General features: G+C 68.4%; 12 protein-coding genes. All 12 read left to right on the forward strand.

Annotated features, from left to right (window positions below):
* Nucleotides 1-230 precede the first annotated feature (230 nt).
* The 12 genes from Q5696_RS01020 to fadD32 all read left to right on the forward strand — a co-directional run bounded on the left by Q5696_RS01020 (nt 231) and on the right by fadD32 (nt 16,750).
* A complete protein-coding gene (locus Q5696_RS01020) occupies nt 231-1,910 on the forward strand; it encodes a SpoIID/LytB domain-containing protein (RefSeq protein ID WP_305093399.1) in 1,680 nt (559 codons plus the stop codon).
* A gap of 96 nt (nt 1,911-2,006) precedes the next feature.
* Complete coding sequence (locus Q5696_RS01025; protein WP_305093400.1) at nt 2,007-2,774, forward strand: MerR family transcriptional regulator; 768 nt, start codon at nt 2,007-2,009, stop codon at nt 2,772-2,774.
* Nucleotides 2,775-2,847: 73 nt separating this feature from the next.
* Nucleotides 2,848-4,065, forward strand: coding sequence for a UDP-galactopyranose mutase (gene glf, locus Q5696_RS01030; protein WP_305093401.1), 1,218 nt, complete (start codon nt 2,848-2,850; stop codon nt 4,063-4,065).
* Entirely contained in the window at nt 4,062-5,912 is a 1,851-nt protein-coding gene (locus tag Q5696_RS01035) for a glycosyltransferase (RefSeq protein WP_305093402.1), read from the forward strand. The genes glf and Q5696_RS01035 overlap by 4 nt, the downstream gene beginning before the upstream one ends.
* On the forward strand, nt 5,896-6,411 hold the full coding sequence (locus Q5696_RS01040) for a phosphatase PAP2 family protein (protein WP_305093403.1): 516 nt from the start codon (nt 5,896-5,898) through the stop codon (nt 6,409-6,411). Before Q5696_RS01035 ends, Q5696_RS01040 begins: the two co-directional genes overlap by 17 nt.
* Complete coding sequence (locus Q5696_RS01045) at nt 6,408-7,313, forward strand: decaprenyl-phosphate phosphoribosyltransferase (protein WP_305093404.1); 906 nt, start codon at nt 6,408-6,410, stop codon at nt 7,311-7,313. The genes Q5696_RS01040 and Q5696_RS01045 overlap by 4 nt, the downstream gene beginning before the upstream one ends.
* Entirely contained in the window at nt 7,291-9,198 is a 1,908-nt protein-coding gene (locus Q5696_RS01050; protein ID WP_305093405.1) for an arabinofuranosyltransferase AftB family protein, read from the forward strand. The genes Q5696_RS01045 and Q5696_RS01050 overlap by 23 nt, the downstream gene beginning before the upstream one ends.
* 304 nt (nt 9,199-9,502) lie before the next feature.
* Complete coding sequence (locus Q5696_RS01055; protein ID WP_305093406.1) at nt 9,503-10,501, forward strand: alpha/beta hydrolase; 999 nt, start codon at nt 9,503-9,505, stop codon at nt 10,499-10,501.
* A 221-nt stretch (nt 10,502-10,722) separates the two neighbouring features.
* The gene (locus Q5696_RS01060; protein WP_305093407.1) at nt 10,723-12,612 is read left to right on the forward strand and encodes an alpha/beta hydrolase-fold protein; all 1,890 of its coding nucleotides are present in this window, start codon (nt 10,723-10,725) and stop codon (nt 12,610-12,612) included.
* 143 nt (nt 12,613-12,755) lie between these two features.
* Nucleotides 12,756-13,316 (forward strand): DUF732 domain-containing protein, encoded by a 561-nt coding sequence (locus Q5696_RS01065; protein WP_305093408.1) that lies wholly within the window; start codon nt 12,756-12,758, stop codon nt 13,314-13,316.
* Between the two features lie 44 nt (nt 13,317-13,360).
* Nucleotides 13,361-14,317 (forward strand): cutinase family protein, encoded by a 957-nt coding sequence (locus tag Q5696_RS01070; protein WP_305093409.1) that lies wholly within the window; start codon nt 13,361-13,363, stop codon nt 14,315-14,317.
* A 537-nt stretch (nt 14,318-14,854) separates the two neighbouring features.
* A complete protein-coding gene (gene fadD32, locus Q5696_RS01075; protein ID WP_305093410.1) occupies nt 14,855-16,750 on the forward strand; it encodes a long-chain-fatty-acid--AMP ligase FadD32 in 1,896 nt (631 codons plus the stop codon).
* Nucleotides 16,751-16,779 lie beyond the last annotated feature (29 nt).

The following is a 16,779-nucleotide window of genomic DNA, read 5'->3' on the forward strand; positions in this document are numbered from 1 at the left end:
GTCGGGGTTCGGACTGAATCCTGGGGGCTGCCCCGGGAGGGCGTCCACAGATCACCCGAGGATGTCTGCAACTTGTGATGCTTATGTTACTGACGTGATCGCTGTTACCTGTGTGGCTTGTGTTGCCAACCTCGATCACTGTTGCCACACTAGTCGCAACTTCTCTAACGCTCAACCTTAACTTGAGCCTTTGAGTCCCCGAGTCTCCGCCGTGAACCGAGGAGTGGCGTATGACCGAATCTCGACTCCGCACGATCCTGAACCGTGGTGTCCGCACCCGCCGACGACGGGGACCGTCCCCCGCCGTCGGCCGTGCGGTCGCCCTCGGCCTCGCCCCGGCCCTCGTCGTGGGCGTCGCTGTCGGCGTGATCGCGAACCGCACCGCCGACACCGAGATCGTGCCCGTCGTCGCCGCCGACACCCCCATCACCCTCAACGGTCACGGCTACGGTCACGGCCGCGGCATGGGGCAGTACGGCGCCTACGGCTACGCGAAGAACTTCGGCTGGTCGGCCGAGCAGATCGTCGACCACTACTACGGCAACACGAACCGGGGGCAGCTCAGCGACCCCTGGATCACGGTCCGCCTCCTGGGCCGCGACGACAAGCGCCTCGACGTGTACTCGCAGGCAGGGCTCAACGTCGCCGGCCGATACTTCGGGCCGAACGCATCCGCGCACGTCACCCCCACGCCCGGCGGCGCCGACGTCACCGTCACCGACGGCTGCAACGGCCGCGAACTCTGGCGCGGCTCCACCAGCCACCCCTGGGTCGACCCGGTGAACCTCGACGGCAACCGGCCGCAGAACGAGCACCTGCGCCTGTGCGACGGCAACGTCCCCTACCGCGGCGCGATGGGCGCCGTCCGCGACGGCGGCGGCGCCTGGCGCACCGTCAACCGGGTACAGATGCAGGACTACCTGTACGGCGTCGTACCCGCCGAATCGATTCCGTCGTGGGCCGACTCCGGCGGCATGCAGGCACTGCGCGCCCAGGCCATCGCCGCCCGCTCCTACGCGGCCGCCGAGAACCGCTACGGCTACGCGAAGACCTGCGACACCCAGTCCTGCCAGGTGTACAGCGGCTCGAACCGGGAGGACGGGCGCACCACCGCCGCCGTGAACTCCACGGCCGGCACCGTCGTCATGCGAGGCGGCCAGGTGATCGCCACCGAGTTCTCGTCGTCGTCCGGTGGCTTCACCGCAGGCGGCACGTTCCCGGCCGTCGTCGACGACGGCGACGTCGTCTCACCCAACCGCAACTGGTCGCAGACCGTCACCGCCGGCCGGATCGCGGACGCCTTCGGGGTCGGCGAACTGGTCTCGTTCGACGTGATCGGACGCAACAACCTCGGCGCCGCCGGCGGTCGCGTCACCAAGGTCCGCGTCGTCGGAACGGACCGGACCGTCGAGGCGACCGGCGACGACACCCGCTGGAAACTCGGCCTCAAATCCGACTGGTTCACCGTCGGCGGCGCACCCGCGCCCGGTCTGCCGAACATCCCGGGCCTGCCCTCGCTGCCGGAGTTGCCGCCGGGCTCGCTCGAGTCGATTCCGTTCCCCGACATTCCCCTGCCGCAGATCCCGGGCCTGCCGCCGTTGCCCCCGATCACCGCGGAATCCCTCGAATCGATCCCGCTACCGGAGATTCCCGGCCTGCCGCCGCTGCCGATCGCCGAAGCCGCCGACGTGGCAGCCGGGGACTCCCCGATCGATGCCGCGTACCGGGAACTCGGCGGACCGCAGAGCGCACTGGGGGAGCCGACCGGACCGGAACTGATGCTCGTCGACGAATCCGGCACGTTCCGCTCCTACACGGGCGGCACCATCGTGTGGACGCCGACGCTCGGCGCCCGCGTCGTCGACGACAGCGTCGTCGTACAGCAGGTGCTGCAGGACGCCCCCGCCTGACCCGGCGTCGCACCGTCTTCTCCTCGGTGTCTTGACATTGACGCAGCGTCAACCGACACGCTGGGTCGTACCGACGAGGACCGAGGAGGAGACGGTGTGACGGACCCCGAGAACAGCACGGAATGGCCCATCCAGGAACTGGCCCGGATCACCGGAACCACCAGCCGGACGCTGCGCCACTACGACAGCGTCGGACTGCTCGCCCCCAGCCGTATCGGAGCCAACGGCTACCGGTACTACGACCGGGCCGGGCTGCTGCGCCTGCAGCGGATCCTGCTGCTGCGCGATCTCGGGCTGGGGCTGGCCGCGATCGCCGACGTCCTCGCCGGTGACACCGACACCGTGACCGCCCTCGGCACGCACCTCGACCTGCTCGAACAGGAACAGGAGCGGCTGCGGCGCCGGATCGCGTCGGTGCGCACCACACTGGAGAAGACGAGGAGAGGCGAGCCGCTCATGGCCGACGAAATGTTCGACGGGTTCGATCACACCCGGTACGAGGACGAAGTGATCGAGAAGTGGGGCGAGCAGGCGTACCGCGACAGCGACGCCTGGTACCGGTCCCTGTCCGACGACGACCGCGCCGACTTCGGCCGGCGGCAGCGCGACATCGCCGCCGACTACGGACGCGCCCACGCCGCGGGACTGGCCCCCGACAGCCCCGAGGTGCAGGAGATCACCCGCCGTCACTACGACTGGGTGGCCGCGGGCTGGCAGGGCCGACGCCCCACCGCCGACGCGTTCGCCGGGCTCGGCGACATGTACGTCGCCGACGTGCGATTCACCGCCGTCTACGACCGACACGGCACCGGTACTGCCGCATTTGTCCGTGATGCGATGATCGCTTTCGCGGTCGGCCTGTAGTGCCGTGCGCCTTTCCGGTAATCCCCGCCACCGGAAAGGCGCACAAGCGACGAAGTCGCCTACCCTGTCTGTCGTGACTGCCGCCAGTACTTCCTCGAACGCGTCCCAGTACGACCTCATCGTTGTCGGATCCGGTTTCTTCGGTCTGACCGTCGCCGAGCGTGCGGCAACCCAGCTCGGGAAGCGGGTGCTCGTCGTCGAGCGTCGGCACCACCTGGGCGGCAACGCGTACTCCGAGGCCGAACCCGAGACCGGCATCGAGATCCACAAGTACGGCGCGCACCTGTTCCACACGTCGAACAAGCGGGTGTGGGAGTACGTCAACCAGTTCACCGACTTCACCGGCTACCAGCACCGTGTCTTCGCGATGCACAAGGGGCAGGCCTACCAGTTCCCGATGGGCCTGGGCCTGGTGTCGCAGTTCTTCGGCAAGTACTTCAGCCCCGACGAGGCGCGTGCGCTCATCGCCGAGCAGGCCGCCGAGATCGACACGAAGGACGCCACCAACCTCGAGGAGAAGGCGATCTCCCTGATCGGCCGCCCCCTCTACGAGGCGTTCGTGCGCGACTACACCGCCAAGCAGTGGCAGACCGACCCCAAGAACCTGCCCGCCGGCAACATCGCCCGGCTCCCGGTCCGGTACACGTTCGACAACCGCTACTTCAACGACACGTACGAGGGCCTGCCCGTCGACGGCTACACCGCATGGCTCGAGAACATGGCGAAGGACGAGAAGATCGACGTCCGGCTGGACACCGACTGGTTCGACGTCCGCGACGAGCTGCGGGCCGCGAGCCCCGACGCCCCCGTCGTGTACACCGGCCCGCTGGACCGCTACTTCGACTACGCGGAGGGCGAGCTGGGCTGGCGCACCCTCGACTTCGAGACCGAGGTATTGCGGGATTGCGGGGACTTTCAAGGCACCCCGGTCATGAACTACAACGACGCCGACGTGCCGTTCACCCGTATCCACGAGTTCCGTCACTTCCACCCGGAACGGGACTACCCGACGGACAAGACGGTCATCATGCGTGAGTTCTCCCGGTTCGCGGAGTCCACGGACGAGCCGTACTACCCGATCAACACCCCCGAGGACCGCGCCAAGCTCGAGGCGTACCGGGCGCTCGCCAAGAAGGAAGCCGCCGACGCGAAGGTGCTTTTCGGTGGCCGTCTCGGCACCTACCAGTACCTCGACATGCACATGGCGATCGCGAGCGCCCTGTCGATGTTCGACAACACGCTGCGCCCGCACCTCGAGTCGGACGCGCCGCTCGCCGGGGATCTTGCGTGAGCGCGCTCCTGCAGAGGATTCTGCTGCCGCGCCCCGGTGAACCGCTCGACGTCCGCAGTCTCTACACCGACGAGTCCCCGACGAACTCCCGGCGCGTGCACGCCACGTCGCGCACGTCCGCGACGATCGGCGTCGAGTCCGAGGTGTCGTTCTGCAGCTACTTCAACGCCTTCCCGGCCAGTTACTGGCGGCGTTGGAGCATCCTCGACGCGGTGCTGCTGCGGCTGGAACTGACCGGCCACGGCCGCGTCGACGTCTACCGCTCCAAGGCCGACGGTTCCCGAATCCATGTGGAGGGCAAGGAATTCAGGGACGGTGACGTCGAATTCTCGATCGGCCTGGAGCCGTTCGAGGACGGTGGCTGGCTGTGGTTCGACATCACCACCGACACCGACGTCGAACTGCGCGCCGCCGGCTGGCACGCCCCGATCGACGCCCCCGGCGAGGGACGCGTCGCCGTCGGCATCCCCACGTTCAACCGCCCCACCGACGCGGTCAAGGCGCTCGCCGCGCTGGCGTCGGACCCGCTCGTGTCCGGGGTGATCGACGCCGTCGTCATGCCCGACCAGGGCACCCGCAAGGTGCGCGACGAACCCGGATTCGCCGAGGCCGCCGCCGCGCTCGGCGACAAGCTCGCGATCCACGACCAGGGCAACCTCGGTGGTTCCGGCGGCTACAGCCGCATCATGTACGAGGCGCTGAAGACCACCAGTGCCCCCTACATCCTGTTCATGGACGACGACATCGAGATCGAACCCGATTCGATCCTGCGCGCGCTCGCGATGTCCCGGTTCGCGAAGTCCCCGATCCTCGTCGGCGGGCAGATGCTCAACCTCCAGGAACGCAGTCACCTGCACACGATGGGCGAGGTCGTCGACCGGTCCGTGTTCATGTGGTCGGCGGCCCCCAACGTCGAATACGACCACGACTTCTCGAGCCGCCCGCTCGGCGACCGCGACACCTCCAAGCTGCTGCACCGGCGCATCGACGTCGACTTCAACGGCTGGTGGATGTGCATGATCCCGCGCGTCGTCGCGGAGGAGATCGGTCAGCCGCTGCCACTGTTCATCAAGTGGGACGACGCCGAATACGGTCTGCGCGCCAAGAAGGCCGGCTACCCGACGGTCACCATGCCCGGTGCCGCGATCTGGCACATGGCCTGGTCCGACAAGGACGACGCCATCGACTGGCAGGCGTACTTCCATCTGCGCAACCGGCTCGTCGTCGCCGCCCTGCACATGGACGGCGACGCCCGCGGTCTCGTCCTCGACACGGTCAAGGCCACCGCCAAGCACCTGCTGTGCCTCGAATACTCCACCGTCGCGATCCAGAACCTCGCGATCCAGGACTTCCTGGCCGGACCCGAGCACGTCGCCGACCTGCTGCCGACCGCGCTCGGCACCGTGCACGCCCTCCGCAAGCAGTACCCGGACGCCGTCGTGCTGCCGTCGTCGACGGACCTGCCGATGTCGTCGGGCGCCGACGTCGGCGCGGTGGGGGAGCCGGGCAACCCGCTCGCGAAGATCGTCCGCCTCGGCAAGGGGCTGGTCCACAATCTGCGCAAGACGAACCCGCAGCACCTCGAGACGCCGCAGCTCAACGTCCCGACCCTCGACGCCCGCTGGTTCCTGCTGTCGCAGGTCGACGGGGTCACCGTCACCACCGCCGACGGCCGCGGCGTCGTCTACCGCAAACGGGACCCGCGGATCGCCGCCGCACTGTTCAAGGAATCCCTGCGCCTGCGCCGCGAACTCGCCGACCGGTTCCCGGACCTGCAGCGCGAATACCGGGCCGCCGCACCGGAGCTGACCAGCAAGGAGAGGTGGGAACGTGTCTTCGGCATCTGAGGTGAAGATCCTGCAGGTCGTGCAGGGCACGATCGGCGCGCAGCCCGCGGTCGTCAAAGCGGCCCGGGGTATGTCCCACTTCGGTGAGCACGCCCTCGGCTGGGTCGCTGTCGCCGGCATCGGCGCCGCCCTCGACAAGCCGCGCCGCCGCCGGTGGGCGGGGGTCGCGGTCGGTGCCGTCGGTGCACACGCGGCATCGATCGTCATCAAACGTGTCGTACGCCGGCCCCGTCCGAACGATCCGTCCGTGCAGGTCAACGTGTCGACGCCGAGCAAGCTGAGCTTCCCGTCGTCGCATGCGACGTCCACGACGGCGGCGGCCGTGCTGCTCGGACGCCTCACAGGGCTACCCTTGCCTGCGGTGCTCGTGCCCCCGATGCTGCTGTCGCGGCTCGTGCTGGGCGTGCACTACCCGACCGACGTGCTCGCCGGGTCCGCCCTGGGAGCAGCCTCGGCCGCAGTGGTGCTGCGCGCCGACAAGAAGTGTGGAGAGAGATGAGCGAGCACCCGACCGAGGTCGCCGGACCGCCCAAGTCGCTTCCGGCCGGCATCGTCAAGGCCGTCCGCCCACGCCAGTGGGTCAAGAACGTGCTCGTCCTCGCCGCACCGCTCGCGGCCGGGTCCGTCACCGAAGCCGACGTGCTGCTGCCGGTCGCGCTCGCGTTCGTCGTGTTCTGCATGGCGGCGTCGGGCATCTATCTCGTCAACGACGCGATGGACGTCGAGGCCGACCGTGCGCACCCGACCAAGCGCTTCCGCCCCATCGCGGCCGGTGTGCTGCCGGTCAACCTGGCCTACGGCATGGCGGTCGTGCTGCTGGCCGGCTCGATCCTGCTGTCGTTCGTCGCGAACTGGCAGCTCGCCGTCGTCATGGCCGTGTACATCGCGATCCAGCTGGCGTACTGCTTCGGGCTCAAGCACCAGGCCGTGCTCGACATCTGTATCGTCTCGTCCGGCTTCCTGCTGCGTGCGATCGCCGGTGGCGTCGCCGCCGAGATCCCGCTGTCGCAGTGGTTCCTGCTGATCATGGCGTTCGGATCGCTGTTCATGGCCGCCGGCAAGCGGTACGCCGAACTGCAGCTCGCCGAACGCACCGGCGCGAAGATCCGCAAGTCCCTCGAGTACTACACCGGCACCTATCTGCGGTTCGTGTGGACGCTGTCCGCGACGGCCGTCGTGATCTGCTACGGCCTGTGGGCCTTCGAACAGGACCGCGCGAACGACACCAACCTGTTCGCGATCTCGATGGTGCCGTTCACGATCGCGATCCTGCGTTACGCGGTGGACGTCGACGGTGGCGAGGCGGGGGAGCCGGAAGAAATTGCCCTGGGCGACCGGGTGCTCCAGTTCCTCGCGATTGCCTGGATCGGAGTAGTAGGTGTCGCTGTCTACCTCGTCTGAGCCGACCCGCACAGCCGACGGACCCGCACCGCAGACCAGCCGCCGCACCGCCGGGCTGTCCCGCGGCGTGTTCGTCGGCGGTGTCGTGTTCACGGCCCTGCTGTTCGCGTGGGGTGCCTGGCAGCGGCGCTGGATCGCCGACGACGGGCTGATCGTCCTGCGCACCGTCCGCAACCTGTTCGCCGGAAACGGTCCGGTGTTCAATGCGGGCGAACGGGTGGAGGCCAACACCAGCACCGCGTGGACCTACCTCGTGTACGCGCTGGGCTGGGTGACCCAGGCCCGCCTCGAGTACGTCGTCCTCGGTCTCGCACTCACCCTGTCGGTCGCCGCCGTCGTCCTCGCGATGATCGTCGCGAAACGCCTCTACACCCCGATGCTCGGCACGTCCGGCACGACGCTGCTGCTGCCCGCAGGCATGCTCGTCTACATCGCGATCGCCCCGGCCCGGGACTTCGCGACGTCGGGACTCGAAACCTGCCTGGTCCTGTTCTGGATCGCGCTGCTGGTCCTGCTGCTGCTGCGGTGGGCGCAGGCGGAGCGGCCGTCGACGTCGTCGGTCCTGGTGCTCGCGTTCGTCGCAGGCCTGTCCCCGCTGGTCCGGCCGGAGATGGCGATCCTCGGTGCGGCCGCGCTCGGCATGCTGATCCTCTCGACCGGACTCGACCGCCGGGTGCGGATCGGCATCGTCGCCGCCGCCGGACTCGTACCGGTGGCCTACCAGATCTTCCGGATGGGCTACTACGGCCTGCCCTACCCCAACACCGCGGTGACGAAGGAAGCCGGCGGCGCCAAGTGGAGCCAGGGACTCGACTACCTGTGGAACCTCGCCGGCCCGTACGCGCTGTGGCTACCGCTGCTGCTCCTCGCCGCCGCCGCGGCCGCACTGTGGCGGCTGCGCGGGGACCGTCCCGCCCCGGAACGGTCCGGCGGCGTCGGCGTCTCCCGGATCCTCCGGTTCCGGACGTGGCTGCGCAGCCCGTCCGCCGTCGTGGTGTTCGTGCTCGGTGGCGGATTCGTGCTCGCCGCGTACACGATCCGTGTCGGCGGCGACTTCATGCACGGCCGCACCCTGCTGCCGGCCCTGTTCTGCCTGCTGCTCCCGGTCGCCGTCGTCCCGGTACGGCTGCCGGTCCGGGGCGACCGCCGCGCGACGCTCGTGTCCACGATCTCGCTCGGGACGTGGGCGGTCCTCGTCGGCTGGGCGCTGTGGTCGGCGACCGTGCCCGGCATGCCGAACGGCACCGTCGTCGGCCGCGGCGGCATCGTCGACGAGCGCGCCTTCTACTCCCTCGAGACCGGGCACGCCCACCCCGTCCGCGCCGAGGACTACCTCGACTTCCCTCGGGTGCGGGCCATCGCGAAGGCCGTCGCCGACACCCCCGACGGCGGTCTGATCATCTCCGCCGGCGCCCACGACATGATGTTCGTCGTACCGCCGCCGAATCCGATCCCCGACGGCGGTGTCGGGCACACCGTGTTCTTCCCGATGCTCGGCATGGCGTCCATGAACACGTCGCTCGACGTCCGTGTCCTCGACAACATCGGTCTGTCGAATCCGATCGCGGCACACACCGATCGGCTGCCGAACGGCCGCATCGGCCACGACAAGAACCTGCCGCCGGACTGGATCGTCGCCGACACCGGGATGGTTCCGGTGCACCCGTGGCTGCCGCCGTTCATGGACGAACGGTGGGTGGCCGACGCCCGCACCGCCCTGACGTGTCCGCAGACGCAGGATCTGCTCGCGTCGTACCGGTCGGAGCTGACGTGGGCACGGTTCAAGCAGAACCTGCGCCGCGCGTTCGAGTTCGCCGACTACCGCATCGACCGGGTGCCGGCATACGAGATGCAGCGCTGCGATCTGGGTGAGCCGCAGTCCTGACCGGCGGCCCGTCCCGGGCGTGTCGTGATGGTCTCCTTTGTGTAACGCTCGGCTCCGGTTGTGCGATGAACACCCGGATCGACCGGTGTTCCCGGCGGGTCTTTGTTGTCGTATCGAGGGCATTTGTCTAGATGCACCGTGTGACATAAAGTCCACCGAACGCTGTGTGACCTGAAACAGGATCGTTATCGTCTCCGCTCCGGAGACGACCCCCGGGTCCTCGTTCCCCGACGGAATCCAGTCGGTGTACCCCAGGAGATCCTGGGGTGGCGCCGCAGACGAAGACGAAGAGAGAGCAGTATCCATGCGTTTTGATCGACCGAGGCTGATGCAGCGCCTCAAGCGTCGCCTGCTCGGCGTGTCCGCTGTCGCGCTCGTCCTGCCCGTGGCGGCCGGAGTCGTCGGTGCCTCCGTGGCATCGGCAGCGCCCGTCGCGCACCGGGCACCCGCCGGCGGCTACGAAGAGGTCTTCGTGCCGTCGACGATGGGTCCGATCAAGGTTCAGATCCAGTGGGCGGCCCGCGGCGGCGACGCGGCCCTCTACCTGCTCGACGGCCTGCGTGCCCGCGACGACGCGAACGCGTGGTCGTTCGAGACCAACGCGTTCGACCAGTACCGCAACGACAACGTCAGCCTCGTGATGCCGGTCGGCGGCCAGTCCAGCTTCTACACGGACTGGTACGCGCCGAGCAATTTCAACGGCCAGGAGATCACCTACAAGTGGGAGACGTTCCTGACCGAGGAACTGCCCGCCTACCTGGAGACCCGTGGCGTCTCGCGCCACAACAACGGTGTCCTGGGCCTGTCGATGGGTGGTTCCGCGGCCCTGACGCTCGCGGCGTACCACCGCGACCAGTTCAAGTTCGCCGGCTCGTTCTCCGGCTATCTGCACATCTCGGCGCCCGGCATGCGGGAGGCCATCCGCATCGCGATGCTCGACGCCGGCCGCTACAACGTCGACTCGATGTGGGGCCCGCCGTGGAGCCCGGAGTGGCTGCGCAACGACCCGTTCGTCTTCGCGCCGAAGCTCGAGGGCCTGTCGATGTACATCTCGGCGGCGAGCGGTCTGCCGGGTAAGTACGACAACCCGCAGAAGCCGGTCGAGTACTACAACGCCGCGAACGCGATGGGTCTCGAAGCGCTGTCGCTGATCAACACCCGCGTCTTCCAGCTCAAGCTGAACTCGCTGAACATCCCGGCGACCTACAGCTTCCCGGCCAACGGCACCCACGCGTGGGGTTACTGGTCCGACGAACTGTGGAAGGCCCGTCCGCAGATCCTCGACGCCCTGGGCGCCTGGTGACCACACCTGTGACGTGACTCGAAACGCCTTCCCCCGCGCCCGCTGAGGCCGGGGGGAGGCGTTTCGCGTTCGGGCCGGAATCCGTGTTCCGCCGAGTTCGGCCGTAAAAATTCATCTACTGCCCCCGCGAGGCATCCCCGTTTCGCACCGTTCTCCGTGTAGTAAGGATGCGACGATCTCGGCCCCGCGGAGGGGGCCCGCCACGAAGGAGAGTTGCCCCGATGCGATCAGGTCTCGAGCGGTCGCCGTACCGTGCCGGCACCGGAAACAGGTGGCGCAGGCGGGCGCTCGGCGTCGCCGCGGCCGCGCTCGTCATGCCGATGGCAGTCGGTCTGACGTCCGTCGGGACTGCCGGTGCGCAGTCCATCGGTACTCCGGGTGGCGGCCCGTCGACCGCGCAGGTCGGTGGTGAGCCCACCGTCAGCCGCGTCGACTTCCTCACCGACCGTCGGGTCGCGCTGTGGGTGAACTCGCCGTCGATGGGGGTGCCGATCCAGGTGCAGCTGCTGCTCGCCCGGGACTGGAACATCGCACCGGACAAGAAGTTCCCGGCGGTCTTCATGCTCGACGGCATGCGTGCCCGTGACGACGAGAACGGCTGGACGCTCGACACCGACGCCGAAGCGTTCTTCGCGGACAAGAACGTCAACGTGGTGCTGCCCATCGGCGGCAACTCCAGCTTCTACTCGGACTGGATCGACCAGAACAACGGCCAGAACTACAAGTGGGAGACGTTCCTGACGAAGGAACTCCCGCCGATCCTCGAGGGCCAGTGGCGGACCACGCAGGACCGCGGCGTCGTCGGCCTGTCGATGGGCGGCACGTCCGCGATGTCGCTCACGGCCCGCAACCAGGGCTTCTTCAAGTTCGCGGGCTCGCTGTCGGGCATCCTGACGACCACGACACTCGGTATGCCGCAGGCCATCGCGTACGCGATGCAGGACGCCGGTGGTTTCGACGCCGACGCCATGTGGGGCACCCCCGGCAGCGACGCGTGGGATGCGCACGACCCGTACGTGCTGGCGGACAAGCTCAAGGGTGTCAGCCTGTACATCTCGAGCGGCAGCGGCACGACCGGGCCCTACGATCAGCCGTCCGGCATCCCGGGCATCAGCACCAACTACGCCGGTATGGGTCTCGAGATCCTGTCCCGGCTGACGTCGCAGACGTTCACCACCAAGCTGAACAAGCTGAACATCCCGGCCACCGTCAACTACCGCCCGTCGGGCACGCATTCGTGGCCGTACTGGGAGTTCGAGCTGCATCAGCTGTGGCCGCAGCTCGCGAGCACGCTCGGTGTCGAGGTCGACAAGCCGGCGTGCGGTGTGGGCGGCGCCATCGCGCCGGTCGCGAACGGTGGCAACTGGATCGGTGACTGCCTCACCGGCGAGTACTCGGTGCCGGGCGGTAAGGCCCAGGACTTCCGCTTCGGCCAGATCTTCGCCGGCGGCGACGGCGCCTACGCTGTCGCGGGCCGTGTCGGAGGCGCCTATCAGGGTGCGGGTGGCCCGGGCGGCGAGCTCGGCATGCCGACGACGGGCGAGCTCGGTACTCCGGACGGGCGTGGCCGCTTCAACCACTTCCAGAAGGGCTCGATCTACTGGACGCCGCAGACCGGCGCGCATCCGGTGACCGGTCCGATCAAGGACGAGTGGTCCAAGCAGGGCTGGGAGGGTGGGCCGCTCGGCTACCCGCGGGCCGACCAGACGAAGATCCCCGGCAAGGACGGGGTGATGCAGGGCTTCGAGGGGGGTGCGATGTACTCGAGTTCGAAGACCGGCACCCATGCGGTGCAGGGCCTGATCATGGACAAGTACGGTGCCCTCGGCTACGAGGCGGGATGGCTGGGTCTCCCGTTGACCAGTGAGAACCCGATCCGGGACAACGGCCGGTTCACCCGATTCGAGAACGGCAACATCTACTGGAGCCCCGCGTCCGGTGCCTGGTCGGTCGAGAACGGTCCGATCTTCGACGCCTGGAAGGACGAGAACTACGAGAACGGGCGCCTCGGCTACCCGATCTCCGACAAGTTCGACATTCCGGGCGGAGTCCAGCAGAACTTCCAACACGGCGTGATCACCGTCAAGGACGGCAAGGCCGTCATCGGGTGATCGTGCACTGACCACCTACGGGCGGTGGCCGGATTCACGATCCGGCCACCGCCCGCATGTCATCTGTAGCCTGTTCGACGAGTCGGTCACCTGTCGGTATGTCCGACCCGGCTCGCCACGACTCAGCAACCTCGAGGACTGATATGTCGCACTTCTCCCGTAACCGTTCCGTGCTGGCCCGTACCGTGACGGTCGGCGCATTGAGCCTCGTCGCCGGTGGCCTCCTCGTCGCCTGCGGCAACGACGACTCGTCGGCGACGGGAAGTCCGACCACCACCACCGCGGTGGCGCCGAGTCCGTCGAAGGCGCCGGAGAAGAGCGACTCGCAGCAGCAGTCGGTGGCCCCGGCCCCGGCGGCCACGCCGGAGAAGGAGAGCGAGCCGGCCGAGCAGCCGCAGGCCGTGCCGAGCGATTTCCCCGGTCCCACGTCCCTCCCGATCTCGTCGCGAGGGCAGGGTTTCCTGGACGCGCTGAAGAAGGAAGGCGTCACCCCCGCCGGTGACGGTGCCATCGCCATCTCCACCGCGGACTACATCTGTGCCGCGAAGCAGGCGGGCAGCGCGGAGGACGAGATCACGACGTTCGTCACCGCGGCCGTCGGCAGCGAGGCGAGCGCGTCCGGGCAGGAGATGAGCCAGGACCAGGCGACCTCGGACGCGAAGGTCTACATCCGGGTCGCGCAGGCGTCGTACTGCAACAAGTAGACGAGTGACGGCGAGTGGGCGTGAGTGGTAAAGGGCGGCAGACGGTGAGCGGACGCCGGGGTCGGAAACGGTCGGGACTCGTCGTACTGGCGATTCTGGTCCTGCTCGTCGTGGTGCTGGCGGTCTGGTACCTGCTGGCCGGGCAGGTCCCGAAGCCGGCACCGCCGACGCCACCGGGCCCGACTCCACCGGCCGCGCAGCCGGCGGACTGCCCGGACGTCCAGGTGGTCGCGGTGCCGGGCACGTGGGAGTCGAGCGCCACCGACGATCCGTACGACCCGACGGCGAACCCCGCGTCGCTCATGCTCAACGTCACCCGGCCGTTGCAGGAGCGCTTCGCGCCGCAGCGGGCGGACGTGTACACCGTCCCGTACGTCGCGCAGTTCTCCAATCCGATCGCGCTGCCGCCGGACGGTCAGGAGTCGTACAACAATTCCCGCGCGGCCGGGACGGCGGCCACGCTCGATCTGATCGAGCGCCGGCACGCCGAGTGCCCGCTGACGACGTACGTGCTCACCGGCTTCTCGCAGGGCGCGGTGATCGCCGGTGACGTCGCGGCCCGGATCGGTGCCGGCGACGGCCCGGTCTCGCCGGACCTGGTGCTCGGGGTCGGGCTGATCGCCGACGGTCGACGCGATCCGGCGGCCGCACCGACGATCGGCCCGCCGGTCGCCGGGGTCGGGGCCGAACTGTCCCTCGCCGGGCTGAAGATCCCGGGTATCACCATGACCGGGGCGCGCCCGGGTGGTTTCGGGAAGCTGGCCGACCGGGCCGTCCAGATCTGTGCTCCCAGCGACGGCATCTGTGACGCTCCGGTGGAGGCGCTCAAGCTGGGGAACTGGCTCAGCAGTGCGGCGCGACTCGCCGAGTACCACAACAATCCGGTGCACGCGCAGTACAACTCGTTCGTCGTCGACGAGAACGGGACGACCGCGACCCAGTGGATCACGAACTGGGCGAGTGAGCTGATCGACACGGCCCCGAAGCCCGCGCACGAGTAGGCGGGATTGTCGGGTTCTCCCGTGTCTGCCCGACTCTGCCCGAAGCGGCTACCTGTGAGCCGTATGGGCGGTAGTGTCCGTCCTCGCGGCCCGATGGACGGGTGCGTGGGTTGTGTGCGACGAGGAAGAAGGCATCGATGAGCTCCATCGACGGTACGGGTCCGTAACGTGCAGGCGACGACATCGATGACACAAGTGGGGTTGCTCCCGACTCGGGTGGACGTGTTCGTGCCGGTCATCCCCTCGCTCCGACACGAGTGGGCCGGTGCACGTCTGTAACATGTTTCTGGTTTCGAGTCGATGGGCCTGCTCGTAGGTGGGTCGCCTGCGTTCGGGTTACTGCGAGTTGCTGTAACTGGAAGAAGTGGGGACGAGCAGCGGAAACCGGCAGACGTGCCAGTGTGTACCGACCAGTACGACAACATAGTGACAAGTACCGACAAGTAGTGACCATGCGAATGAATCCGCGCGGCGAAGGAAGTCTGGGGCGCAACCATGTCGATTGACAGTTGTGTGATCGCTTCGACAGGAGAAGGAATGAACGCGATGTTCGACGACTACCTCGACGAACAGGGCCAGATCCGGCTCGAGCCGGATCACACGCTGATCGACTACGTCGACGAGCACACGCGCAACAATGCCAGCGAGCTGGTGTACCGGTACATCGATTACTCGCGTGAGCGTGACGGTGAGGCCCACGAGATCACATGGGGTCAGTTCGGTCTGCGTCTGCGTGCGGTCGCCGCGCGCCTGCAGCAGGTCACCCAGCCCGGTGACCGCGTCGCGATCCTCGCCCCGCAGGGCCTCGACTATGTCGCGTCGTTCTTTGCCGCCATCCACGCCGGACGCATCGCGGTGCCCCTGTTCGATCCGGACGAGCCCGGTCACACCGACCGTCTGCACGCCGTCCTCGGGGACTGCGAGCCCGCCGCGATCCTGACCGCCACGTCGTCCGCCGCCGGCGTGCGCCAGTTCTTCCGGGCGTTGCCCGCTGCGAAGCGTCCCCGCATCATCGCGGTCGACGCGATCCCGGACAGTGTCGGCGAAACGTGGGTGCGCCCCGAGGTCTGCCTCGACGACATCGCGTACCTGCAGTACACGTCCGGCTCCACCCGCACCCCGGCCGGTGTGGAGATCACGCATCGCGGTGTCGCGACCAATGTGCTGCAGATGGCGGACTCGCTCGGCCTGAGCCGTGACTCGCGGGGCGTCACGTGGCTGCCGCTGTACCACGACATGGGCCTGCTGACGGTGATCCTGCCCGCGCTCGGCGGCCAGTACATCACGATCATGAGCCCGCGCGCGTTCGTCCAGCGCCCGTACCGGTGGATCAAGGAACTCGCCGCGGTCGCCGACGGCGCCGGCACCTACGCCGCCGCCCCGAACTTCGCGTTCGAGCACGCCGCGGTCCGCGGTCTGCCGAAGGACGGCGAGCACCTCGACCTGAGCAACGTCCTCGGCCTCATCAACGGCAGCGAGCCGGTGACGGTGGCGTCGATGCGCAAGTTCAACGAGGCGTTCGCGCCGTACGGTCTGCCGAAGACCGCGATCAAGCCGTCGTACGGCATGGCCGAGGCCACGCTGTTCGTCTCCACGACACACCCCGACGACGAGGCCAAGGTCCTGTACGTCGACCGGAACGAACTCAACGCCGGCCGCATGGTGCAGGTCGACCAGGATGCGCCCGGCGCCGTCGCGCAGGTGGCGTGCGGTGCGGTGTCGCGCAGCCAGTGGGCGGCGATCGTGGACACCGAGACGAGCGCCGAGCGCCCCGACGGCCAGGTCGGCGAGATCTGGCTGCACGGCGACAACATCGGCCAGGGCTACTGGGGTCGGGAGCGGGAGACTGCCGAGACATTCCACAACAAGCTGCTGCAGCGGATCCCGGACGGCTCGCACGCCGACGGGACTCCGGAGGACGCCAACTGGCTGCGCACCGGCGACTACGGCGTGTACGTCGACGGCGAGCTGTACATCACCGGACGCGTCAAGGACCTGGTGATCGTCGACGGCCGCAACCACTATCCGCAGGATCTCGAGTACTCGGCGCAGGAGGCCAGTTCCGCGCTGCGTCCCGGGTTCGTCGCCGCGTTCGCGGTGCCCGCGAACCAACTGCCGGCGCAGGTGTTCGAGAACTCGCATTCGGGTCTGCAGTTCGATCAGGACGACGCGTCCGAGCAACTCGTCATCGTCGCCGAACGCGCCCCGGGCGCCGGTAAGGCCGACCCGCAGCCCATCGCTGACGCCGTCCGCGCCGCCGTCTCGTCACGGCACGGTGTGACCGCCCGCGACGTGCTGCTGGTGCCGGCCGGTTCGATCCCACGCACCTCGAGCGGCAAGCTCGCCCGCCGGGCCTGCAAGGCGGCCTACGTCGAGGGGACGCTGCGTGGCGGTCACCTGCAGACCGCCTTCCCGGATGCGATTTCGGAATAGTCCCTTCCTGACGGATACCCTGGTGAGTT

The sequence above is a fragment of the Prescottella sp. R16 genome, assembly GCF_030656875.1.
Taxonomy (GTDB): Bacteria; Actinomycetota; Actinomycetes; order Mycobacteriales; family Mycobacteriaceae; genus Prescottella.

What these genes read in the sequence shown, in the direction of transcription:
- Q5696_RS01020 (WP_305093399.1), top strand. Translation starts at nt 231, where the DNA reads ATGACCGAATCTCGACTCCGCACGATCCTGAACCGTGGTGTCCGCACC.
- Q5696_RS01045 (WP_305093404.1), top strand. Translation starts at nt 6,408, where the DNA reads ATGAGCGAGCACCCGACCGAGGTCGCCGGACCGCCCAAGTCGCTTCCG.
- Q5696_RS01055 (WP_305093406.1), top strand. Translation starts at nt 9,503, where the DNA reads ATGCGTTTTGATCGACCGAGGCTGATGCAGCGCCTCAAGCGTCGCCTG.
- Q5696_RS01060 (WP_305093407.1), top strand. Translation starts at nt 10,723, where the DNA reads ATGCGATCAGGTCTCGAGCGGTCGCCGTACCGTGCCGGCACCGGAAAC.
- Q5696_RS01065 (WP_305093408.1), top strand. Translation starts at nt 12,756, where the DNA reads ATGTCGCACTTCTCCCGTAACCGTTCCGTGCTGGCCCGTACCGTGACG.
- fadD32 (WP_305093410.1), top strand. Translation starts at nt 14,855, where the DNA reads ATGAACGCGATGTTCGACGACTACCTCGACGAACAGGGCCAGATCCGG.